Genomic DNA, 21,392 nt, shown 5'->3' with positions numbered 1-21,392 from the left:
GGTGTCGGGGCTGGTGCGGGGTGTTGTGGGGGTTAGGGGTTGGTGGTGTGGTTGGTGTGGGTGGTGGTTTGGTAGTTGGTGAGGTCGAAGGTGCGGGTCTGGTGTTCGAAGGTGCGGGTGTAGGTGGGCCAGATGCTGGGGTTGTTGCCGTGGGTGTCGGTGTACCAGCTGGTGCAGCCGCCGGTGTTCCAGACGGTGTTCTTGAGGCGGTTCTGGAGGGTGTGGTTGTAGGTGGTCTGGGCTTGGGGGTGGACGTCGAGGGTGGTGAGGTGGTGGGTGTGGAGGGTTTTGAGGGCGGCGAGGATGTAGGTGATCTGGGCTTCGATCATGACGGTCTGGGAGGAGTGGCCGAGGGTGGTGTTGGGGCCGAGGATCATGAAGAGGTTGGGGTAGCCGTGGATGGTGGTGCCGCGGTGGGCGGTCATGCCGTGGCGGTTCCAGGTGTCGGCGAGGGTGTGGCCGTCGCGGCCGTGGATGCGGTGGGCGATGGGGCGGTCGGTGGCGGTGAAGCCGGTGGCGAGGATGATGGTGTCGGTGTGGCGTCGGGTGCCGTCGGCGGTGGTGATGTGGGTGGGGCCGATGTGGGTGATGGTGTCGGAGACGATGTCGACGTTGGGTTGCTGGATGGCGGGGTACCAGGTGTTGGAGAACAGGAGGCGTTTGCAGCCGACGGTGTAGTCGGGGGTGAGGCGGGCGCGCAGGGCGGGGTCTTTGACGGATTTCTTGAGGTGGCCGGCGGCCATGTTCTTCATGCCGGTGGTGCGGGTGGGGCGGGACATGAAGAACGCGACGATTTCGCGGCCGTTCTTGTTGAAGGCGCGGCGGAAGCGCTGGTAGCCGGGCAGGTGGCGGAGCATCCAGGTGTGGCGGGGGGTGTTGGGCTTGTCGGGTTTGGCGGCGACCCAGGGGGGTGTGCGCTGGTAGAGGTCGAGGCGGGCGACGCGGGGTTGGATCTCGGGGACGAACTGGATGGCGGAGGCGCCGGTGCCGATGACGGCGACGTTGCGGCCGGTGAGGTCGTGGTCGTGGTTCCAGCGGGAGGAGTGGAAGACGGTGCCGGTGAAGGTGTCGAGGCCGGGCAGGTCGGGCAGGGCGGGGTCGGAGAGGTAGCCGGTGCCGGTGACGAGGACCTGGGCGGTGTAGTGGCCGTGGGTGGTGTGGACGTCCCAGTGGTGGTGGGTGTCGTTCCAGGTGGCGTCGAGGAGTTCGTGGTCGTAGCGCAGGTGGGGGTCGACGCCGTAGCGGGTGGCGCAGTCCTTGAGGTAGGCGTGGACTTCGGCCTGGGTGGCGAAGGTGGACTTCCAGTGGGGGTTGCGGGCGAAGGAGTAGGAGTAGAGGTGGGCCTGGACGTCGCAGGCGCAGCCGGGGTAGGTGTTGTCGCGCCAGGTGCCGCCGAGGTCGTGGGCGCGTTCGAAGACGAGGAAGTCGTTCTCGCCGGCGCGTAGGAGGCCGATGGCGGTGCCGATGCCGGAGATGCCGGCGCCGATGACGGCGACTTTGAGGTGGCGGACGGCGCTGCCCGCGCCGGCGGCGGCCGCGGTGGCCGCGCCGGTGGCCGGGGCGGTGGCGGTGGCGGGGGTGCCCGCGCCGGTGCCGGTGCCGGCCGCGGTGGTGGTGGTGGGGGCCGCCCCCGCCGCCGGGGTGGTGGCGGGGGCGGTGGTGGCGGGGGTGGTGCGGTCGGGGGCGGGGGTGGTGGTCATGGCGTCGGTGTCCTCGTTTCGGGGTGTCCTGGGGGGTGGGGTTCAGGCGCGGCGGGTGAGGGTGACGCGGAAGTTGTTGAAGATGTGGTCTTCGAGGGTGTAGGCGAAGATGTCGAGGTAGCGCTCGAAGCGGGCGACGGTGGTCTCGTCGGTCATGGCGACGGCTTCGTCGCGGCGGGCGGCGAGGAGTTCGAGCCAGGCGCGGCAGGCGCGGGCGAAGGACTCGGGTTCGTTGCGGATCTCGGTGACCTCGAAGAGGCCGTCGAGGCCGGCGGCGAGTTCGGGCAGGCGGGGGATGTGGCAGCCTTCGAACTCCTCGCGCTGGAGGAACTTGAGGTCGTCGAGGAGCCGGCGGCGCAGCGGGGGGTTCTCGACGGTCATGGTGTGCAGGACGAAGCGGGCGCCGGGCTTGAGGAGGGAGTGGACCTGCTTGAAGAAGACGCGGTAGCGCTGGGTGCGCTCCTTGGGGGTGAGGGAGGACAGGACGAAGTGTTCGAGGGCGTTGATGCAGAACGCGGCGTCGTAGGGGGCCTGGCCGTCGGCGAGGCGGTGGTCCTCCCAGCTCTCGACGCGGGCTTCGATGGCGGGGTTGCCCAGGGCGTCGACGAAGTCGGCCTGGGTGCGGGAGAGGGTGACGCCGACGGCCTTCTTGACGCCGTGGACGGTGGTGAGGCGGTTGAGCATGGTGCCCCAGCCGCAGCCGATGTCCAGGACGGAGTCGGTGCGGGCGGCGCGGGCGAGGTCGGTGAAGGCGTCGAGCTTGCGTTCCTGGGCCTCGTCGAGGACGGCGACGAGGTCCTCGCCGTCCTCCCAGTAGCCGCCGGAGTACATCATGGTGGGGCCGAGGATGAGCCGGTAGAGCTCGTTGGGGACCTCGTAGTGGTGGCGGATGGCCTCGACGTCGGGGTTGATGGAGCGGGCTTCGACGGTGGTCATGGGATGGGGCCCCTCGGTTGACGGTGACGGTGGTGGGTGTGGTCGGCCCGGTCGGGCCGGGCCGGGGCGGGCGGTAGGGCCGGCCGCGGCGCGCGCGGGTGGCGCGGTGCGCGTGGTGCGGTGCGCGTGGTGCGCGTGGCGGCCGTACGGTTGCCCGGTTGCCCGGTTGCCCGGTTGCCCGGTTGCCCGGTTGCCCGGTTGCCCGGTTGCCCGGTTGCCCGGTTGCCCGGTTGCCCGGTTGCCCGGTTGCCCGTTGGGCGGTTGGGCGGTTGGGCGGTGGTGGGCCGGGGGTGGCGGGTGGCGGCCCTGGGCGGGCGGTCCTGCCGGGCCCGGGGCCCTGGTGCCTGCGGTGCGTGCGGTGCGTGTCGTGTGTGCCGGGTGGTGTGGTGCTGTCCGGCGGGCGGTGCGGTGGTCCGTCGTCGGCCCGGGCCGGGCCGTCGGGTTCGGGTGCCGGGCGGTGCCCGGGGTGCCGGGGGCGGCTGGGTGCCGTCCGGTGGGCGGTTTCGTGCCCGGGGGTGGGTGCTCGGTGCCCGGGGGTGGTGCTGTCGCGGTGGGCGGGGGTGACGCTGCCCGGCCGCAGGGCGGGAGACCGGCGGTGGCGCCGGCGGGACTGCGGTGGTGCCTGGCGCGGTCGCGGCCCCCCGGGGGGTGTGGTGCTGTCCGGGGTGCGGCACGCGGTGGCCGAACCCGGCTTGTCCCCGGGGGTGTTCGGGGCCCGCCCCCTGGAAGGGGTGTTGCGGTGGTGCCGGTGCTTTCCGTACGGCGCCCCCCGGGGGGTGCCGGTGGTGCCTCGTGCGCGGCGCGCCCCGGGGGGTGCCCTGGGGTGGTGCCGGGTCCGCCGTACGGGGCGGGTGTCGGCTGCCTGGAGGGCCGCCGACTGCCCGCCGTCCGTTGCGGGTTGGCCGCTGCCGCTGCCGCTGGACGGTGGTGGTGCGTGGTGGTGCGGTGGGGCGGGTGCCGGCTGCCTGGAGGATCTCCGACTGCCCGCCGTCTGTTGCGGGTTGGCCGCTGCCGCTGCCGCTGCCGCTGCCGTTGGTGCGTGGTGGGGCGGGTGCCGGTTGCCTGGAGGATCTCCGACTGCCCGCCGTCTGTTGCGGGTTGGCCGCTGCCGCTGCCGCTGCCGCTGCCGCTGGGCGGTGTTGGACGGCTTCGGTGTCGGTGTGCGGTCGTGCTGCTGTGTGTCGTGGTGGCGGACTGTGGTGGTGGCGGGGGTGGTCGGGGCGGGGTCGGGTGGTGTGCGTGCGGGGGTGGTGTGTTGTGGGTCAGGTAAGCGTGTGTCTCGCAAGCGGTGCGCAAGGGGGGCGGGGGCGTGGGGGTTGCGGGCCGGTTGCGTGGGGGCGGGTTTCATGCGGTTCCGGCAGGACACGCGGTCTGCTCCCGGTTCCGGCCGGGGGTGGCGGGTGGCGGTGCCGGGCTGCGGGTGTGCGCGGTCCCGGGGCTGCGTCGCTCCGCGGTCCTGCCCCCGGGGGGTTCCTTCCGGGTCGGTGGTCCGGGGTGCGGTCCCCTTGCGGGGGGTCGCGTCGCCTCGCGGCCCCGCCTGCGGGGGTTCCTTTCGGGGTGCCTGGTGCCCGGGGTCCCGGGGTCTGTTGTCCCGGGGGTTGCTTCCGGGGCCTTCCCGGGGGTTCCGTCGCCCGGGGTGCGCCCCGGGGCGGGTGGCCGGTCGCGGTCCCCGTCTGCGTCCCGTCGCCTGTGGCGGTCGGGCGGGTGGCCGGTCGCGGTCTCCGTTTCCGTCGCGGGTGGCGGGGTGTGCGGGCGGTGGGTGTTTTCCCCCTCTTCGGTTGTTCCTTGTCCTGTGCCGTACCGGGCGGCGGGGCGGGGGCGGCGGTGGAGGGTGCCGGCGGTGCCGGTGGTTCGTCCTGACTGTTCATTCGGCGTATTCGAGTGCCCGTGGTCCCGGTTCCGGGAACGGGCGAGGAGAGGAACGATCACTGATGTCTCAGATCCCCACGATCGAGGACCTGGCCCAGCAGCTCCAGGCGGTGTCGGGCGCGCAGGAGATCGACGCGGACGCGGCGTTGCAGCACATCGCGGACGTGGACTCGCTGGACCTGATGGAGTGGCTGTACGGGTTCCAGAACCAGTACCCGCACATCCCGGCGGACGAGTCGCTGTTCGCGGACATCGACGACACGACGACGCTGCGGGTGGTCCACGAGCGGATCCTGGCGCTGGTGCCGGGTGCCGGCAACTGAGGCGTCGGACGGCACCGGGCAGAGAGGGGCAGGGTGGTGAGCGGTTTCGACGTCACCGGCTGGGGGATGTCGGTCCCGGAGCGGGTGGTGACCAGTGCGCAGCTCGCGCGGCGGTTCGGTGTGGACGAGCACTGGATCGTCTCGCGGTGCGGGATCCGTGAGCGCAGGGCGGTCGGTCCGGGGCAGACGACGGCGTCGATGGCCGTGGAGGCCGGGCGCCGGGCGCTGGAGCGCGCGGGGCTGACGGGTGCGGACATCGCGCACCTGATCGTGGCGACGGCGACTCCGGAGCAGCCCTCGCCGGCGACGTCGGCGTTCGTCCACGAGGCGCTGGGGATCGCGGGCAGCGCGCACGACGTGAACGCGGAGTGCGCGGGGTTCGTGTACGCGCTGGTGACGGCGGCGGGTCTGATGGCGATGGACCCGCGGCCGGTGCTGGTGATCGGTTCGGACACGCACACGCTGACCGCGAACCCCGCGGACCGGGACCTGTCGATCCTGGTGGGCGACGGGGCGGGGGCGGTGGTGCTGGTGCCGGGCGCGGTGCAGCGCATCCGGGCGTGGAACCTGGGTGCGGACGGCTCGTGCAAGGACAGTCTGAAGGTCCTGGCGGGCGGTTCGCGGATGCCGACCACGGCGCGGACCGTGGAGGAGGGCCTGCACTACGCGCAGATCAACGGCAACGAGATCTACCTGAACGCGGTGCGCTACACGGTGCGCACGATCCGTGAGACGTTGGAGCAGGCGAAGGCCGAGCCCGCGCAGGTGGACCACGTGGTGCCGCACCAGGCGAACATCCGGATCATCAACTCGGTGCTCTCGCACACCGGGATCCCCGCCGACCGGCTGGTGACGAACCTGGAGCGCTACGGCAACACGGCTTCGGGCTCGATCCCGATCGCGTTGGCGGAGGCGTTGGACGCCGGGCGGATCAAGGACGGCGACACGGTGCTGCTGGCCGGGTTCGGCGCGGGGATGACGTGGGGTTCGGTGCTGCTGACGTGGGGAGGGGTGGAGCGGTGAGCGGCAGGGAGGCGTTCGGGGCGCGGCCGGTGTCGCCGGTGGCGCTGGTGACCGGGGCGTCCGGGGGCCTGGGCAGCGAGCTGGCGCTGGCGCTGGACGCGGCGGGCTGCCGGGTCGCGGTGCACTACAACAGTTCCCGCGAGGGCGCGCAGAAGGTCGCCGCCCGGCTGGTCAACGACCACGTCCTGGTGAGCGGCTCGGTCGCGAGCTGGGACGCGGTCACGGCGATGTACGAGCAGGTGAAGGCGGCTCTGGGGCCGGTGGACGTGCTGGTCAACAACGGGGCGGTGCGCCGGGACGCGCTGATGGCGATGCAGGACCCGGCGCAGTGGCGGGAGGTGATCGACACGAACCTGGTCGGCTCCTTCCACACGGCGCGGGCGTGCGTGCCGGCGATGCTGCGCTCGCGGTGGGGGCGGGTGGTGAACATCGTGTCCCCGTCGGCGCTGATCGCCACCGCCGGGCAGACGGCCTACTCGGCGTCGAAGGCGGGCCTGATCGGGCTGACCCGCACGCTCGCGGCGGAGTGCGGGCGCCGGGGGGTGACCGTCAACGCCCTGTCGCCGGGGTTCATGATCACGGGGATGACCGACACCCTGCCCGAGCACGTGGTGGCGGGGATGCGGGAGAAGGTACCGGTGCCGCGGTTCGTCACCCCGCGCGAGGTCGCCCGCTCGATGACGCTGTTCCTGGACCAGGACTGCATGACCGGGCAGGTCATCAGCATCGACTCCGGGGCCTCCATCACCTGACCCCCGGCCCGCCGCCCCGCCCGGGCCCCCGGCCCGTCCGCCGGGCGCCCCGGGCCCGTCCGCCGGGGGCGCCCGGCCGCCGTGTCCCGGACGGTCGGCCCCCCGCCCCGCCCCGGGCAGGCCCGGCGGGCGCCCCGCCCGGCCGGGCCTGCCGCGTACCGCTTCCCGCGTCCCCGCGCCCCGGCCCCGTGCCCGGGGCGCGGGGGACGCGGGCGTCTGCCCGTCTGCCGTCTGCCGGTCTGCCTTCTGGTGCCCGGGAGGCAGACGGGCTGCGCCGATGCGGGGGAGGGGGCCGCTCCGCGCGCCGTGTGTGCCCGGAGGCACGGGCTCCGGCGACGCTTCGGGCGACACCTCGCCGCCCCACACCGTGCGCGCCGAGCTGCGCCGCCCCGCCTACGCCCTCGCTTCGCCGCACCTGCCGCTCCTTCGCGGTGCCACGCCGCGCCGACCCACACCTCGCCACGCTGTGTCTGGCCGCTGTGCCGCCCCGCCCCGGTCCGGCCTCCTACATCCCCTGGCCCCGTGCCCGGGGCGCGGGGGACGCGGGCGTCTGCCCGTCTGCCTTCTGGTGCCCGGGAGGCAGACGGGCTGCGCCGATGCGGGGGAGGGGGCCGCTCCGCGCGCCGTGTGCGCCCCGGGGGCACGGGCTCCGACGACGCTTCGGGCGACACCTCGCCGCCCCACACCGTGCGCGCCGAGCTGCGCCGCCCCGCCCCGCGTCATACCTGCCGCGCCGTCGCCATGCCACGCCGTGCCGCCCCACCTCGCCACACTGCGTCTGGCCGTGCCGTGCTGCGCCGCCCCGCCTACGCCCTCGCTTCGCCGCACCTGCCGCTCCTTCGCGGTGCCACGCCGCGCCGACCCACACCTCGCCACGCTGTGTCTGGCCGTTGTGCCGCCCCGCCCCGGTCCGGCCTTCCACATCCCCTGGCCCCGTGCCCGGGGCGCGGGGACGCGGGCGTCTGCCGTCTGCCCGCCTGCCTTCCGGCGCCCGGGAGGCAGACGGGCTGCGCCGATGCGGGGGAGGTGGCCGCTCCGCGCGCCGTGTGCGCCCCGGGCGCACGGGATCCGACGACGCTTCGGGAGACACCTTGCCGTCCATGCCCTCGTACCGCCGCACCTGCCGCACCTTCACCGTGCCGCCCCGTGCCGTGCCGTACCTCGCCACGCTGGGTCTGACCGTGCCGTGCTGCGCCGCCCCGCGTCGTACCTGCCGCGCCTTCACCGTGCCGTGCTGCGCCGCCCCGCGCTGCACCTGCCGCACCTTCACCGTGCCGCCCCGTGCCGTGCCGTACCTCGCCACGCTGTGTCTGACCGTGCCGTGCTGCGCCGCCCCGCGTCGTACCTGCCGCGCCTTCACCGTGCCGTGCCGCCCGGTGCCGAGCTGCGCCGCCCCGTGCCGCGTGGTGCCGTGCCGTGCTGTCGTGTGGCGTGCTGGTGGATCTCCGGCGAGGGGTGGGCGCCTGTTGTGGGTGACGGCTTCGGTCGGTAGGAGGGCGCGGGTGCGCGGGCGGGCGACTGTGTGGGGGCGGGTCGCTCCGGGGCCGGTGGGCGGCGTTGCGGGGCCCGGGGTTCCCCGGGGGGCCGGTGTCGGTCGCGGGTGCGTGGAGTGCCGTCGCGGGGGTGTGGGGGCCGAGCGGGGGGTGGGGGTGGGGTGGCCGGGGCCGGCCTGAAAGCCGGGCGTACGGGGAGGGTTGCGGGGCCCGGGGGTGGTGGGTCGGTGCGGCGCCGGCTGGGGCTGGAGCTGAGGGGGCGGGGCGGCAGCTGTGTGGAGGCGGCCGGTGGTGCGGCGGGTGCGGTGGCGGTGTGTGGCCCGGCGGATCCGGGCGGGCCCGGTGGTGCTCTTCGCGGTGCGGGCCCGGGCGGTTCTCATCGCGGCGGGTGGGGGCCGGGGGGTCACGGCCGGGGGGCGCGGGTGCCCCGCACGGGCCGTGGCCGTGCGGGGCACGCCCTTGCGCGCACTGTGCGTGCCGCCGTCCCCGTGTCCGGGGCGGGCGGGCGGGTGTGCGGGGCGGGTCAGTTGAGGGCGGCGAGGGCGGCCTCGTAGTTCGGCTCGTCGGCGATCTCGGCGACCAGCTCGGTGTGCAGGACGGTGTCGTCCTCGTCCAGGACGACGACGGCGCGGGCGGTCAGGCCGGCCAGCGGGCCGTCGGCGATCGCCACGCCGTAGACGTCGTGGAAGTCCCGTCCGCGCAGGGTGGAGAGGGTCTTGACGTTCTCCAGGCCCTCGGCGCCGCAGAACCGGGCCTGCGCGAACGGCAGGTCGGCCGAGACGCACAGCACCACGGTGTTCTCCAGGGAGGCGGCCTTGGCGTTGAACGTGCGCACCGAGGTCGCGCAGGTCGGGGTGTCGATGCTCGGGAAGATGTTCAGGACCTTGCGCCGGCCGGCGAAGTCCTTCAGCGACACGTCCGCGAGCCCCTCGCCGACCAGCGTGAACGCCGGCGCCTGGCTGCCGGCGGCCGGCAGCTCGCCGCCGACCTGCACCGGGTTCCCCTTCAGCGTGACCTGAGCCATGAAAAGCCTCCTACCAGCGGTGTGTACGGGATGCAACGCCGCCGATCCTACTGCCCGCCCCGGCCCCCGCCAGGGGGCGGCCACGGACCGGACACCCGCACCCGCGCGCCCCGGCCCCGCACCGTCCGTCAACCCGCCCGCCCGGCGGCCGCTCCCGCCCCTGCCCCGCCCCCGCCTGCCCCGGCGGGCGGGGGCGTCGTGCGGCGGTGGCGGCCCCGGGGTGCGGGCGAAGGCCGTTGCCGTCTCGGCGGCCTGGTGGGGGTGTGCTGCTTCCGTGCGCTGTCCGTCCGCCGGGGGCGGCCTCCGGCCGGGGGGGCGCTGCCCGTGCCGCGGTCTGCGTCGTCCCGCCGCACGGCCTGTCGACCCGCCTGCCCCTGCTCGGTCCTGTACGCCGGGAGCGGGCGGGTGGGCGGGCGGGCGGGCGGGCGGGCGGCGGTGCGGGAGGCAGGGGCGCAGGGCGCCTGCGGGGTGCGGGCGAGATCCGTTGCCGTCTCGGCGGCCTCGTGGGGGTGCGCTGCCCGTCCCGGGGGCAGTGCCCGTCCCCGGGGGCGGTCTCCCGGCAGGGGCGGGCACTGTGCCGGGGGTTGCGCCTGCCCGTGCCGTCCGGCCGTGCGGTGCGGGGGCCCGGCCCTGGACGGCGGGTCAACCCGCCCGTCCCTGTCGGTCCCTGGGCGCCGGGGTGCCACCGCGCTGTGGACGGGGGGCCGTCCGTGCCGCGGCGGCCCCGTGGGGGGCGTGCTGCCTCGCCCGCCTCCGCCCCCGCCCCCCGAGTGCGGCCTCCCGGCGGCGGGCGGACGCCGTCCGGGGGGAGGGGGCTGTGCCGCTGCTCGTCGGTTCGTCGGCCGGTCGTGGGGTGCGGGTGGAGGGGGTGCGCCGTGTCCGGGCGGGGGAGGGGGGCCGGTGCGGCACGGGCCGTGGCCCGCTCCCGCCCGCCCGGGCTGTCCGGCGGCGGTTGCCGTCCGTCCCTGCGTGCCGGCGGGCGGGGCGTCGCGCAGGGACGGCGCCCCCGCGGCCCGGGCGGCGAGGCCGGTGTCCCGCTCGGCGGGCACCGCCGGCCCGCCGTCGTCCCGCCCGAGCAGCCCGAGCAGCCCGAGCAGCCCGAGGGCGCCGGGCCGGTCGTGGAGCCCGACCGGTACCCCGCCGCCCGGGCCTTACGTCGCGGCGCCGGGCGCCGACGGCGTCCCCGCCGCCTCCTTCGCCGTGGACGGCGTGCACGCCGGGTACGGGCGCCCGCGTGCCCCGGGTGTGTGCTTCACCCGGGAGCCGCCGGCGCCCGGGCCGGTGGCCACCGCCGTCCCGGACGACGCCTGCGGCAACGCGTCCGGATCGCCCGGTGCCGCTGACCGCCCGCCCCCGGGCCCGCCCCGGGGGTCCGGTGCCGTTCCCCGGTCCGGGGCCGCCTTGACACCCCGGGTCGTATCCAGAATATTAGATGCGTCGCGAAGGGCCGGACGGCGGAAGGAGCGCGCGGTGGACCTGGACCCGCTGGCCGTGCACAAGGCGCTCGCCAACCCGGCGCGCGCGGACTTCCTGCGCTGGCTCAAGACGCCCGAGCGCTACTGGGACGAGGCGTACTACCGCGAGCGCGGCGTCGGCTTCCACGTCGGGGTGTGCGTCACCGACATCCGGGAGCGCTCGGGGCTGGCCCAGTCGGTGGTCTCCGGCTACCTGCAGATCCTGCGCGAGGCGGGGCTGCTGGTGTCCGAGCGCGTCGGCAAGTGGACGTTCTACCGGCGCAACGAGGAGACCATCGCCGCGTTCGCCGCGTACGTGCGCGACGAGCTCTGACCCCGCCGCCCCCGCCGCCCCGTCACCCCGCCGTCCCGGTGCCGGTGCCGTGCCCCCGTGCCCGTGCCGGGGCGCCCGTCCGGGCGTCCCCGGCCGCTTTCGCCCCGAACGCATCCAACTATCTGAATTTGTGTATCCATCTGTGGAGGTCGTCGTCGTGCACCGCACCGCTGCCGCCCCGAGCGCCTGGGCCGTCCCGGTCCTGGCCCTGGGCGTGTTCGGCATCATCACCACCGAGATGGGCGTCGTCGGCGTCCTGCCGTCCCTGGCCGAACGCCTGCACACCACCCCGGCCACCGCCGGATGGCTGGTCGGCGCCTTCGCCCTCACCGTCGCCGCCACCGGCCCCGTCGGCGTCCTGCTCGCCTCCCGCCTGCGCCGCAAGGCGGTCCTGGCCGCGGCGCCGGCCCTGTTCGCGGCCTCCAACGCCGTCTACGCGCTCAGCCACTCCTTCCCCCTCGTCCTCGCCTTCCGGATCCTGCCCGCCCTGCTCCACCCCGTCTTCTTCGCCCTCGCCCTCACCGCCGCCACCCGCCTCGCCGCGCCCGGACGCGCCGCGCGCGCCGCCACCACCGTCTTCGCCGGCGTCAGCGCCGGCTTCGCGTTCGGCGTCCCCCTGACCACCTACCTCGCCGACCACTTCTCCCTGCCCGCCGCGTTCTGGAGCGCCGCCGCCGTCAACCTCCTCGCCTGCGCCGGCGTCCTCGCCTTCTTCCCCGACCTGCCCGACACCCACCGCCCCACCTACCGCGGCCAGTTGGGCATCCTGCGCCGCCCCGCGCCGTGGCTGGCCATGGCCGCCACCACCCTCGTGTTCGCCGCCATGTTCAGCGGCTACGGCTACATCGCCGAGTACCTGCACACCGTCACCGGCCTCGACGCCTCCCTCACCGGCCCCGCCCTGATGGCCTTCGGCATCGTCATGACCGCCGGCAACCCCCTCTTCGGCCGCCTCCTCGAACGCGACCCCGTGCGCACCGTCACCGCCTACCCGGTCCTCTACCTCACCCTCTACCTCCTCCTCGACGCCGCCGGCCCCCACCGGCTGCCCATGCTCGCCGCCGTCCTGCTCTGGGGCGCCGTCCACTCCGGCGGCCTCGCCGTCGCCCAGACCTGGCTCGCCCGCGACGCCACCGACGCCCCCGAGTTCGGCAACAGCCTCTTCATCTCCTTCTCCAACCTCGGCATCACCCTGGGCACCGCCCTGGGCGGCACCGTCGTCACCGCCGCCGGCCCCCGCCACCTGCCGCTGGCCGGCGCCGCCCTGGCCCTCGCCGCCCTCGCCGCCGTCCTGTGGCGCCGCCGCCTCGACACCCGCCCCCGCCCGCAGCCCCGCCCGCAGGCACAACCGGACCAGGCCACCCGCACCCCGACCCCCTGACACCCCGCCCCCGCCCCGCCTGCCCGGCCCCGCCGCCCGGGCGCGCCCGCACGGCGGGGACAGCGGGAACACCCACCGGCCCCGCGCACCCGCCCCCGGCGCTCAGGCGTAGCGGTCGAACAGCGCCTGCGGGTGATCCTCCAGACGGCCGGTCAGCACCGCCGCGGTCAGGCCCTCGCGCCCCAGCTCCCGCCAGGGCTCGGGGGCGGTGGCGGCGGCAGGCTTGCGTCCGCGCCTTCGGTCCCCGGCTCGTCGTCGGACGTCGGACGTCGGCGTCCCGGCGTTCCGGTGGCCGGCGGCGGGGAGGGGCTGCCCGGGCCCGGCGCCCCCGTGCGGCCGGTGCCGGGCCCCGGTCGGGCAGGGGAGCGCGGGGGCGGCGCCGGCGGCAGGTCCGCACCCGCCGCCGGGCCCCGGCCCCGGAGCGGCCTCCGCCCTCCGGGTCCCGGGCCCGGTGCTCACGCGTAGCGGTCGAACAGCGCCTGGAGGTAGTCCTCCAGACGGGCGCTCAGCACCGCCGCCGTCAGGTCGTCGCGCCCCAGCTCCCGCCAGGGCTCGGCGACCTTCCGCGCGTCGGGCGCGAACGCCAGGGCGTCCAGCAGCCGCCAGTACAGGTGCGCGCGCCCGTCGGCCAGCGCCCGGCCCCCCGCGGCCGTGTACAGGTCGGCGAAGGCCATGCCCGCCCGCGGGCCGTGCAGCAGCGCCAGCGCCGTCGAGCAGTGCGCGACGTCCAGGTCCGCCGGGCCCCAGGACGTCTCCACCCAGTCGACCACCCCGCCGACCGCCAGCCCCGCGCCCCGGCCGGTGAACAGCACGTTGCCGGGATGGAAGTCGCGGTGCAGGAAGCACGGCTCGTACGCGGGCACCTCGCCGCCGATCACCCGCACCGCCCGCTCCCACAGCCCGCCGCGCCCGGTGCCCTCGGGCACCGCCACCCGCTCGGGAGCCGTCCACGCCTGCCACGGCCGCGGCCGCCCGCCCTCGTCCACCGCAAGCGCGTGCACCGCCGCCAGCTGCGCGGCCAGCAGCCCCGCCCGCGCCCGCGCCTCGCCGTCCTCGGCCACGCGCACGCTCCCGGGCAGGTGCGTCATCAGCAGCGACGGGTGCTCGCACGCCGCCCCCCGGGCGTCCACCGCCACCAGGCGCGCCGCCGGCACGCCGCTCGCCTCCAGCAGGCGCAGCACCGCCGCCTCACAGGCCAGCAGCCCCGGCGCATGGCGGCGGTAGAACGGCTTGACGAAGGAGCGCAGCACCAGCGCGTACGGGGCGGCGCCGTGCGGGCGCAGCACCTCCAGGCGGCGCATCCGCGAGGTCCAGCCGCCCTTGAGCGCGCTCACCGCCCCCAGGCGCTCACCGGGCCCCAGCAGCCCCTGGACCCACCGGCGCGTGCCGTCCCACCCCTGCTCCCACCCCGGCCCCGGGGCCCCGCCCTCGATCACGGACGGCAAGCCTACGCCCCGCCCCCGCGCCCGCCGCCTGCCCCGGTCGGCCCGGCGCCGGCGGGCCCTGCCGGCGGGGCCGGAGCGCCGCGGTGAGCAGCGGCAGGAGTGGCGCACGCAGGGCGGGGCCCTGAGGGCGGCGAGCCCGCCGGCGGGGGCCATGCGCACGGCCAGGCCGTCGTCGCCGAGCCGCAGGTCGCCGTCGTCCCCGCCCCAGAGGGTCGGCAGGACGCGGGTGAGCGGCAGGCCGGGGCCGCGGCCGGGGCCGGCCGGGGGTGCGGATCGGCCCTAGGGTGACGGCCTGCCGGCTTCCTCGCGGACCTCGCGCGCCGCGCCCTGTTCGACGCTCTCCTCGGCCTCGCGCCGGCCGCCGACGGGGGCCGACGGGGGCCGGCAGCCCGGCTGCGGCAGGCCCGAGCCCTCCTCGCGCCGGTGCGTCAGCAGCCGGCCGGCGGGGTCGGTGACGAAGACCGGGACGCCCTCGAAGCCGTCACCGGGCGGGGCGTTCCCGGTGGAGGGGGACGCCGCAGCGGCGGGCGCGCAGCACCTGGCGCAGGCGGTGGCAGCGGGCGGGGCTCGTCAGGCGCCGCCCGTCGTGGGCGCTCTCGAAGCGCACACCGCTGCGCCCGGCCGCATCGAGGCGGATGCGGGACTGCTGCTCGGGCGTCAGGACGCCGCCGCCCAAGACGCGGGCCCGCCGCCCGACCGGCCCCCGCACTCCCGTGCCCGTCCCCCGGACTTTCCCGGATCCCGTCGGCACCACGGGAGGTCAGGGCACGGGACAGGCGGGTCCGCGGGTGCCGCAGGGCCCGCCGTCGCCGTCGGTGAGCACGTTCGCCGGGCAGCGGGCGGCCGGCCAGTGGCGGGACTCGCACGGCCCCGCGGCGAGCGGCTCCCCGCCGTCGGGCACCGTCCGCTCGCACCAGCCGCACCGGACGGCGGCGGGCACCCCCGCTTCCCGCAGCCGCCGGGCCGCCCCGACGGCGGTGCCGAACGGCACCCCCTCCACCGCCGCCGCGGGGGCGCCGTCCAGCAGCAGCCTGCCGCGCCACAGGCTCAGCCCGGTCACCGCCCCGACGGCCCGCAGCGCACCCGGGCCCCCGCTCCCGGGTCCGGTCACCAGCGCGGTGAACAGCGGCTCCTCCACGGGCATACCTCCTGCGACGACGGGACGGGCGCCCAGTATGACGGCGGGCAGGGCCCTCGGCCCACCGGTCTGCGCCCCGGCCGCCGCCGCCGGGCCGGGGCCGCGGGACGGCCGGGACCGTCCGCGCAGGCGAAGACGCGGAACGTACCGCAGCGGCCCGGCCCGTGGGCCTCGAAAAGCGGGGCGCCGGGACGGCCTGCGGCGGGCCGCGGCCCGCCGGCCCCCTCCGGCAGGCGGTATCCGGCCGGGTCGGCGCCGGGGGAGGGGCCCGCAGGCGGCGGGCGCGTTCCGCCCCGCTGCACAGGCAGGACAGCCGTAGCATCCAACCGCTGGCCGCTGGCCGCTGCGGTGGACTCCCGTGTAGCGCCCGGGCGTTCATCCCGCCGGAACCCCCGGCCCCCTCCGGCAGGCGGTATCCGGGCCGGCGCGGTGCCGGGGGAGGGGCCCCCAGGCGGCGGGCGTGTCCCGCCCCGCCGTACGGGCAGGACAGCCGTAGCATCCGCCGCGGGCCGCTGCGGTGGAATCCCGTGCAGTGCCCGGGCGTTCACCTCGCCGGAGCCCGTCGGCCGCCCGCCGGTGAACTCCCGCGCAGTGCCCGGGCGTTCAGCCCGCCGGAACCCCGCCGGAACCCCGCCGGAACCCCGCCGGAACCTCGCCGGTCCCCTCCGGCAGGCGGTATCCGGCCGGGTCGGTGCCGGGGAGGGGCCCGCAGGCGCGGGGGGCGCGTTCCGCCCCGCCGTACGGGCAGGACAGCCGTAGCATCGTCGTCGGCCGCCGCGGTGGACTCCCGTGCAGTGCCCGGGCGTTCACCTCGCCGGAGCCCGTCGGCCGCCCGCCGGTGAACTCCCGCGCACTGCCCGGGCGTTCAGCCCGCCGGAACCCCGCCGGAACCCCGGCCCCCTCCGGCAGGCGGTATCCGGCCGGGTCGGTGCCGGGGGAGGGGCCCGCAGGCGCGGGGGGCGCGTTCCGCCCCGCTGCACGGGCAGGACAGCCGTAGCATCCGCCGTCGGCCGCCGCCGGCGGACTCCCGTGCGGCGCCCGGGTGTTCACCCCGCCGGGCCCGCGCGCCGGACGCCCGCCGGCCCGGTCAGGCCCCCCGCACCTGGCGGGCCTCCGCGTCCGCGGCGGCCACCACGGCCGCCAGCAGCCCGGGGAAGCGCCGCTCCAGCTCCTCGCTGCGCAGCGCGTTCATCTTGGTCGTGCCCACGTAGTACTGGCGCAGCAGCCCCGCCTCGCGCAGCACGCTGAAGTGGTGGCTGGAGGTCGAACGCCCCACCGGCAGGTCGAAGGAGCCGCAGCTGAGATCGGCTCCCGAGTGCGCGAGCGTGCGCACCACCGTCCGCCGGGCCGGATCAGCGAGCGCCTCCAGCACCTGCTGGACGCTCACGTCCTCCACACCGGGGTGCACGATCACCCGCGCCGCCACGCGTGCCCGTCCCACACCCACCACCCCTTCCCACCACTCGACCCCCGTCCGTCCGACAGTCAAGAACCGCGCCGCGCGCGCGACTTCACGTGAACGACGCTACCAGGGCCCCTCCCCGCGCCCGCCGCGCCCGCCGCCGCCCGCCGCCGCCCCGCGCAACACCCGCGCAACACGCACCGCGCCCCGCCGGACGGGCCGCCGGCGGGGCACACAAGCACACGCACACAAGCACACGCACACGCACACAAGCACACGCACGCGCACCCGGGCCGGAAGGGACGGCTCAGGCCGCCCGCACCGGCGCCGGCGCCGGGCGCACCAGCCGCGCCAGCGCCAACGGCTCGAAGATCCCCATCAGCACCGGGTCCACCGCCCGCACCGCCGCCGGCGCCGGCGCCGCCGGAGCCCGGGAACGCAGCAGCGCCAGGTACAGCTCCTGGGTCTGCGCCGCCGGATCGATCCCCAGCTCCTCCGCCAGCACCTGGCGCAGCTGCTGGTAGCAGCGCAGCGCCTCCGCCCGGTTCCCCGCCGCCGCCAGCGCCTCCATCCGGCACCGGTAGGCGCTCTCGCGAAACGGCGCCCGGCGCACCGCCTCGTCCGCCCACCGCAGCGCGTGGTGCTCCTCGCCCAGCGCCGACGCCGCCAGGCTCGCCGTCTCCAGCGCGCTGATCCGCAGCTCCTCCACGTGCTCGCGCACCCCCTGCGCCCACTCGCCCTCGTGGTCGGGCAGGAACGCCCCGCGCAGGTTCGCCAGCGCCCCCGCGGCCAACTGCTGCGCCACCGCGTGCGAGCCCGCCGCCAGCGCCTCCCCGGCCTCCCCGACCGCCGAGGCCGCCGCCTCCAGGTCCACCGCCGCGTCCGCGGGCAGCCGCAGCACGTACCGCCCGCCCTGCGCGACCAGCGGCGTCGCCCCCGGCCCCTGCCCCGGCGCGGTCACGAACGCCCGCACCCGGCTCACCACGCTGCGCAGCGCCGAGGCCCAGGTGTCCGGCAGCCCGTCGGGCCAGATGGTGTCGGCCAGCTGGTCGCGGCTGGTACCGCTGGAACGCTCCAGCACCAGGCGCGCGAACGCCACCTGGGCCTGCGCGCTGGACAGGTGCTGCGGGGCGCCGTCCTCATGCTCCACGGCCACCAGGCCGGTCAGGCGGATCAGCATGCCGACGCCCCCGATCTGCCGAACGGACCGTCTTCCCTGAAGCCTTTCAACACGAGCTCCAACCCCCTCGAGCCAAAGCGGAAGCGACGGCCCGTCCCGGCCGTCGGCGTGGGAAATTGCGGATCGGAACAATAAACCGCCGACCAGCCGTTCGGTTTCGGCGGATTTCGACCATACATTCGCCGCATCGCGCGGTGTCAACACCGGTCAAGGAAACATACCCGCCGACCGGTCGATGCGTCGTGGACGCAACATTCCCGCACGTCAGAGCGTTCCCGCAGGCCAGGAAACCCCCTATTGCGGATGCCTTGCGCATCCTGCCGTAGAAATGTAGCCATCCTTGAGCACCCCGCGTGAACGCTTCGAGAAAACACCCGCAGCCACCCGCGGGAAACCGCGGCGAACCCGCAGCACACCCGCGGCCGCCCGCGGGAGAACACCGGGACCGCCCCGGGACGCACACCGCCCCCGAAGCGGCAATCCCGCGCCCCCGAAAGCCCCGAAAGCCCCGGGAGCCGTGAAGGACCGTGAAAAGCCGTGACCACCGTGACGCCGTGAAGGAGAGACGCCCGTGAACGCCACCGGAGCATGGGACCGCCTGGAACCGAAGCTGGCCGCGACGAACGCCCGCGTGGCCGCCCTGGAATCCGACCCCTCCCGGCGCAACAGCTTCGTCGCCTACACCATGGAACGCGACAGCGCCTACTGCGACCTCGACGGCGAGCGCCTGCTCATGATGTCCGGCTACAGCTACCTCGGCCTGGCCGGCGACGAGCGCGTCGTCGCCGCCGCCAAGGCCGCCGTCGACGTCTACGGCACCGGCAACCACGGCGTACGGGCCCTGGCCGGCACCATCCCCCTGCACGAGGAACTCGAAGCCGAGGTCGCCCGCTTCGCCCGCCGCGAACGCGCCCTCGTCTTCGGCTCCGGCTACGCCGCCAACGTCGGCACCGTCGGCGCCCTCGTCGGCGCCGGCGACACCGTCCTGATCGACAAGTACGACCACGCCTCCATCGTCGACGGCTGCCGCCTGTCCGGCGCCACCGTCACCCGCTTCCGCCACAACGACGTCGACCACCTCGAACGCCGCCTCAAGGCCGCCGCCCCCACCGGCGTGCGCCTGGTCATCGTCGACAGCGTCTACTCCATGGACGGCGACATCGCCCCCCTGCCCGAACTGCGCGAGGTCTGCGACCGCTACGACGCCCTGCTCATGGTCGACGAAGCCCACGCCCTGGGCGTCATCGGCGCCACCGGCGGCGGCATCGAGGAGCACTTCGACCACAAGGTCCGCGTCGACGTCAAACTCGGCACCCTCTCCAAGGCCATCCCCTCCATGGGCGGCTGGGTCGCCGGCAGCCACGACCTCATCGGCCACCTGCGCTACGCCGCCCGCCCCTTCCTCTTCTCCGCCGCCCTGGGCCCCGCCCAGACCGGCGCCGCCCTGGAGTCCCTGCGCATCCTGCGCCGCGAACCCGAACGCGTCACCCACACCCAGACCCAGGCCCGGCGCCTGCGCCGGCGCCTCAACGACGCCGGCATCTCCACCATGGACTCCTCCACCGCCGTCCTGCCCGTCATCGCCGGCAGCGACGACGCCGCCTACGACTACGCCACCGCCTGCCGCAAAGCCGGCGTCATCGGCCTGCCCGTCGTCACCCCCGCCGTCCCCAACGACCTCGCCCGCCTGCGCATCGCCGTCACCGCCCGCCACACCGCCGCCGACATCGACTTCGCCGCCGAGGCGTTCCTGACCGCCGCCGCCCAGACCGGCCTCATCTGACCCCCACCCCGCCGCCGGCCGCCCGCGCGCGCCGCGAAGGAGACGAAGCCATGGCCCCCCACCCCCGGCCGCCGATCGCCGTCACCGGCCTCGGCGTGGTCAGCCCCGCCGGCCACAGCGTCGAGCAGCTGTGGCGCACCGTCGCCTGCGCACGCTCCACCGCCACCGCCCTGACCGACCCCGCCCTCGCCCGCCACCGCGTCCGCCTGGGCTGCCGCGTCCCCGACCTGCCCGACCACGCCCACCTGCCCGCCAAGGACGCCCGCCGCCTGGACCCCTTCGCCCGCTACGGCACCCTCGCCGCCCTCGCCGCCCACGCCGACGCCGGCCACCCCGCACCCGAACCCGGGCGCAGCGCCATCGTCGTGGGCACCGCCGTCGGCGGACGCACCACCAGCGACCGCGAATCCGCCCTGTACACCGAGCACGGCCCGCTGCGGGTCTCCCCGCTGATGCCGCTGGTCACCATGCCCAACGCCGCCGCCGCCCAGATCGCCATGCGCCTTTCCTGGAGCGGACCGGCCCTGACCATCGCCACCACCTGCGCCTCCGGCGCGGACGCGATCGGCCACGGCGCACTGCTCCTGCACAGCGGCCGGGCCGACGTCGTCATCGCCGGCGGCTGCGAAGCCACCCTCACCCCCGTCACCCTCGCCGCGTTCGGCAACCTCGGCGCCCACTCCCTGCGCAACGACGAACCCGAACGCGCCTCCCGCCCCTTCGACACCGACCGCGACGGCTTCGTGATGGGCGAGGGCGCCGGCTTCCTCGTCCTGGAACGCGCCGACGACGCCCGCGCCCGCGGCCGCACCCCCTACGCCCTGCTCGCCGGCTACGGCGCCAGCGCCGACGCCTACCACCTGTCCAACCCCCGCCCCGACGGCGCCGGCGCCGTCGCCGCGATGCGCGCCGCCCTCGCCGACGCCGGCCTCGCCCCCGGCGACATCGCCCACGTCAACGCCCACGGCACCTCCACCGTCCACAACGACCGCGCCGAAGCCGCCGCGCTGCGCACCGTGTTCGGCCCCCACGGGGTGCCCGTCACCTCCACCAAGGGCGCCATCGGCCACCTGATCGGCGCCGCCGGCGCCGTCGAGCTGATCTGCGCCATCCAGGCCATGAACACCCGCACCGTCCCTCCCACCGCCAACCACGAGAAGACCGAAGAGGGCCTGGACCTCGACGTCGTGCACACCGCGCCGCGCCCGATCCGCGCCGGCGCGGCCCTGTCCAACTCGTTCGGCTTCGGCGGCCACAACACGACCCTGGTGGTGACCCCGCTATGACCGCACCCACGACCGCCCCCGCCGCAGCCCCCGCAACCCCCGCCGCCGGCGCGGCGACCTCGCGCACCCGCCTGCACGTCGGCGCCGCCGACCTGGCCGCCTACCGCGCCGCCGCCCGCGCCCCCCTGGGCACCGCCGCCGCGCCCGGGGCCAGCCCCGCACACCCCTTCGTCGCCGCCCACGCCCTGGCCCAGCACACCGTCACCGCCCTGACCGCCGGCGACAGCGGCTTCACCGGCGTCGTCCACCTCGCCCAGGAGATCCGCACCCACACCCCCCTGCGCGAGGGCGACGTCGACGTCGCCGTCGAGGTCACCGCCGTGCGCCGCGAAGCCCGCGGCACCCGCCTGGCCCTGACCACCCGCCTCACCGACGCCGCCACCGGCACCCCCCTCGCCGACCTCGCCACCGCCGCCCTGCTCCTGGGCGCCACCGCCGCCGCACCCCACGGCACCCCGCCGCCCGCCGCCCACCCCGGCACCACCCCCCACGGCCCGGCCCGCACCCTCACCCACGTGCTGCGCGCCGCCGACACCACCGCCTACGCCCACGCCGCCGGCGACCTCAACCCCATCCACCTCGACGACGGCGCCGCCCGCGCGGCCGGCTTCCCCGGCGCCATCGCCCACGGCATGCACCTGGTCGCCCTGGCCGCCGAGGAGATCACCGACCGCCACGCCGGCGGCGACCCGGCCCGCGTCACCGCCCTGGGCGCCCGCTTCGCCGCCCCCACCCCCCTGGGCGCCGAACTGCGCCTGACCCTGCAGCCCCACGACGGCGGCCAGGTGGTGCGCTTCACCGTCGCCACCCAGGCGGGCACCGCCGTCAAGGCCGGCTGGGCGCGCATCGCACCGGCGGGGGAGTGAGCA

The 21,392-nt window shown here is 76.5% G+C and carries 16 protein-coding genes and 1 pseudogene; 8 read left to right on the top strand and 9 right to left on the bottom strand.

What is annotated here, in order from left to right; translation table 11 throughout:
• Positions 1-32 precede the first annotated feature (32 nt).
• Complete coding sequence (locus ACH5AR_RS21170; protein ID WP_396302986.1) at positions 33-1,700, bottom strand: flavin-containing monooxygenase; 1,668 nt, start codon at positions 1,698-1,700, stop codon at positions 33-35.
• 42 nt (positions 1,701-1,742) lie between these two features.
• Positions 1,743-2,636 carry a class I SAM-dependent methyltransferase gene (locus tag ACH5AR_RS21165; protein WP_396302985.1) on the bottom strand — a complete coding sequence of 298 codons (894 nt, stop codon included), beginning with the start codon at positions 2,634-2,636 and terminating at the stop codon, positions 1,743-1,745.
• A 1,931-nt stretch (positions 2,637-4,567) separates the two neighbouring features.
• Here ACH5AR_RS21165 and ACH5AR_RS21160 point away from each other — a divergent pair.
• Genes ACH5AR_RS21160 through ACH5AR_RS21150 form a run of 3 tightly spaced genes read left to right on the top strand, consistent with a single transcriptional unit; the run spans position 4,568 to position 6,603 of the window.
• Positions 4,568-4,828 carry a hypothetical protein gene (locus ACH5AR_RS21160; RefSeq protein WP_396302984.1) on the top strand — a complete coding sequence of 87 codons (261 nt, stop codon included), beginning with the start codon at positions 4,568-4,570 and terminating at the stop codon, positions 4,826-4,828.
• Positions 4,829-4,864: 36 nt separating this feature from the next.
• Positions 4,865-5,851: a 3-oxoacyl-ACP synthase III family protein gene (locus ACH5AR_RS21155; RefSeq protein ID WP_396302983.1), complete on the top strand. Its 987-nt coding sequence runs from the start codon at positions 4,865-4,867 to the stop codon at positions 5,849-5,851.
• A complete protein-coding gene (locus tag ACH5AR_RS21150) occupies positions 5,848-6,603 on the top strand; it encodes an SDR family NAD(P)-dependent oxidoreductase (protein ID WP_396302982.1) in 756 nt (251 codons plus the stop codon). The genes ACH5AR_RS21155 and ACH5AR_RS21150 overlap by 4 nt, the downstream gene beginning before the upstream one ends.
• Before the next feature lie 2,016 nt (positions 6,604-8,619).
• Here ACH5AR_RS21150 and tpx read toward each other — a convergent pair.
• On the bottom strand, positions 8,620-9,120 hold the full coding sequence (gene tpx / locus ACH5AR_RS21145; RefSeq protein WP_396302981.1) for a thiol peroxidase: 501 nt from the start codon (positions 9,118-9,120) through the stop codon (positions 8,620-8,622).
• 1,470 nt (positions 9,121-10,590) lie between these two features.
• Between tpx and ACH5AR_RS21140 the strand changes: the two genes are divergently transcribed.
• Positions 10,591-10,908, top strand: a complete 318-nt coding sequence (locus ACH5AR_RS21140; protein ID WP_396302980.1) for an ArsR/SmtB family transcription factor — start codon at positions 10,591-10,593, stop codon at positions 10,906-10,908.
• A gap of 157 nt (positions 10,909-11,065) precedes the next feature.
• Positions 11,066-12,289 carry an MFS transporter gene (locus tag ACH5AR_RS21135; RefSeq protein WP_396302979.1) on the top strand — a complete coding sequence of 408 codons (1,224 nt, stop codon included), beginning with the start codon at positions 11,066-11,068 and terminating at the stop codon, positions 12,287-12,289.
• A gap of 455 nt (positions 12,290-12,744) precedes the next feature.
• On the opposite strand, the gene ACH5AR_RS21130 is transcribed toward ACH5AR_RS21135, so the two are convergent.
• From ACH5AR_RS21130 to ACH5AR_RS21105, 6 genes and pseudogenes are all read right to left on the bottom strand, one after another.
• Complete coding sequence (locus ACH5AR_RS21130; RefSeq protein WP_396302991.1) at positions 12,745-13,722, bottom strand: phosphotransferase family protein; 978 nt, start codon at positions 13,720-13,722, stop codon at positions 12,745-12,747.
• A 291-nt stretch (positions 13,723-14,013) separates the two neighbouring features.
• Positions 14,014-14,193, bottom strand: a pseudogene (locus ACH5AR_RS21125) (NUDIX domain-containing protein); the annotation flags it as partial.
• Positions 14,194-14,215: 22 nt separating this feature from the next.
• Positions 14,216-14,410 (bottom strand): hypothetical protein, encoded by a 195-nt coding sequence (locus tag ACH5AR_RS21120; RefSeq protein ID WP_396302978.1) that lies wholly within the window; start codon positions 14,408-14,410, stop codon positions 14,216-14,218.
• Positions 14,411-14,494: 84 nt separating this feature from the next.
• Positions 14,495-14,872 (bottom strand): hypothetical protein, encoded by a 378-nt coding sequence (locus tag ACH5AR_RS21115; protein WP_396302977.1) that lies wholly within the window; start codon positions 14,870-14,872, stop codon positions 14,495-14,497.
• Between the two features lie 1,087 nt (positions 14,873-15,959).
• Entirely contained in the window at positions 15,960-16,313 is a 354-nt protein-coding gene (locus ACH5AR_RS21110) for an ArsR/SmtB family transcription factor (RefSeq protein ID WP_396302976.1), read from the bottom strand.
• Between the two features lie 268 nt (positions 16,314-16,581).
• Positions 16,582-17,454, bottom strand: a complete 873-nt coding sequence (locus ACH5AR_RS21105) for a BTAD domain-containing putative transcriptional regulator (RefSeq protein WP_396302975.1) — start codon at positions 17,452-17,454, stop codon at positions 16,582-16,584.
• 571 nt (positions 17,455-18,025) lie between these two features.
• On the opposite strand from ACH5AR_RS21105, the gene ACH5AR_RS21100 reads away from it, so the two are divergent.
• The 3 genes from ACH5AR_RS21100 to ACH5AR_RS21090 are packed head-to-tail and all read left to right on the top strand — an operon-like array spanning position 18,026 to position 21,389.
• Positions 18,026-19,237, top strand: coding sequence for an aminotransferase class I/II-fold pyridoxal phosphate-dependent enzyme (locus ACH5AR_RS21100; RefSeq protein WP_396302974.1), 1,212 nt, complete (start codon positions 18,026-18,028; stop codon positions 19,235-19,237).
• A gap of 50 nt (positions 19,238-19,287) precedes the next feature.
• Positions 19,288-20,523 carry a beta-ketoacyl-[acyl-carrier-protein] synthase family protein gene (locus tag ACH5AR_RS21095; RefSeq protein WP_396302973.1) on the top strand — a complete coding sequence of 412 codons (1,236 nt, stop codon included), beginning with the start codon at positions 19,288-19,290 and terminating at the stop codon, positions 20,521-20,523.
• Complete coding sequence (locus ACH5AR_RS21090; protein ID WP_396302972.1) at positions 20,520-21,389, top strand: MaoC family dehydratase; 870 nt, start codon at positions 20,520-20,522, stop codon at positions 21,387-21,389. Before ACH5AR_RS21095 ends, ACH5AR_RS21090 begins: the two co-directional genes overlap by 4 nt.
• Positions 21,390-21,392 lie beyond the last annotated feature (3 nt).

Source organism: Kitasatospora sp. NPDC018619, from assembly GCF_044391605.1.
Taxonomy (GTDB): domain Bacteria; phylum Actinomycetota; class Actinomycetes; order Streptomycetales; family Streptomycetaceae; genus Kitasatospora.
This window is presented reverse-complemented; position numbering and strand designations above follow the sequence as displayed.

Excerpts from the sequence above, each read along its gene's own strand:
- ACH5AR_RS21170 (WP_396302986.1), bottom strand. The coding sequence starts at position 1,700 with ATGACCACCACCCCCGCCCCCGACCGCACCACCCCCGCCACCACCGCC.
- ACH5AR_RS21165 (WP_396302985.1), bottom strand. The coding sequence starts at position 2,636 with ATGACCACCGTCGAAGCCCGCTCCATCAACCCCGACGTCGAGGCCATC.
- ACH5AR_RS21160 (WP_396302984.1), top strand. The coding sequence starts at position 4,568 with ATGTCTCAGATCCCCACGATCGAGGACCTGGCCCAGCAGCTCCAGGCG.
- tpx (WP_396302981.1), bottom strand. The coding sequence starts at position 9,120 with ATGGCTCAGGTCACGCTGAAGGGGAACCCGGTGCAGGTCGGCGGCGAG.
- ACH5AR_RS21105 (WP_396302975.1), bottom strand. The coding sequence starts at position 17,454 with ATGCTGATCCGCCTGACCGGCCTGGTGGCCGTGGAGCATGAGGACGGC.
- ACH5AR_RS21095 (WP_396302973.1), top strand. The coding sequence starts at position 19,288 with ATGGCCCCCCACCCCCGGCCGCCGATCGCCGTCACCGGCCTCGGCGTG.
- ACH5AR_RS21090 (WP_396302972.1), top strand. The coding sequence starts at position 20,520 with ATGACCGCACCCACGACCGCCCCCGCCGCAGCCCCCGCAACCCCCGCC.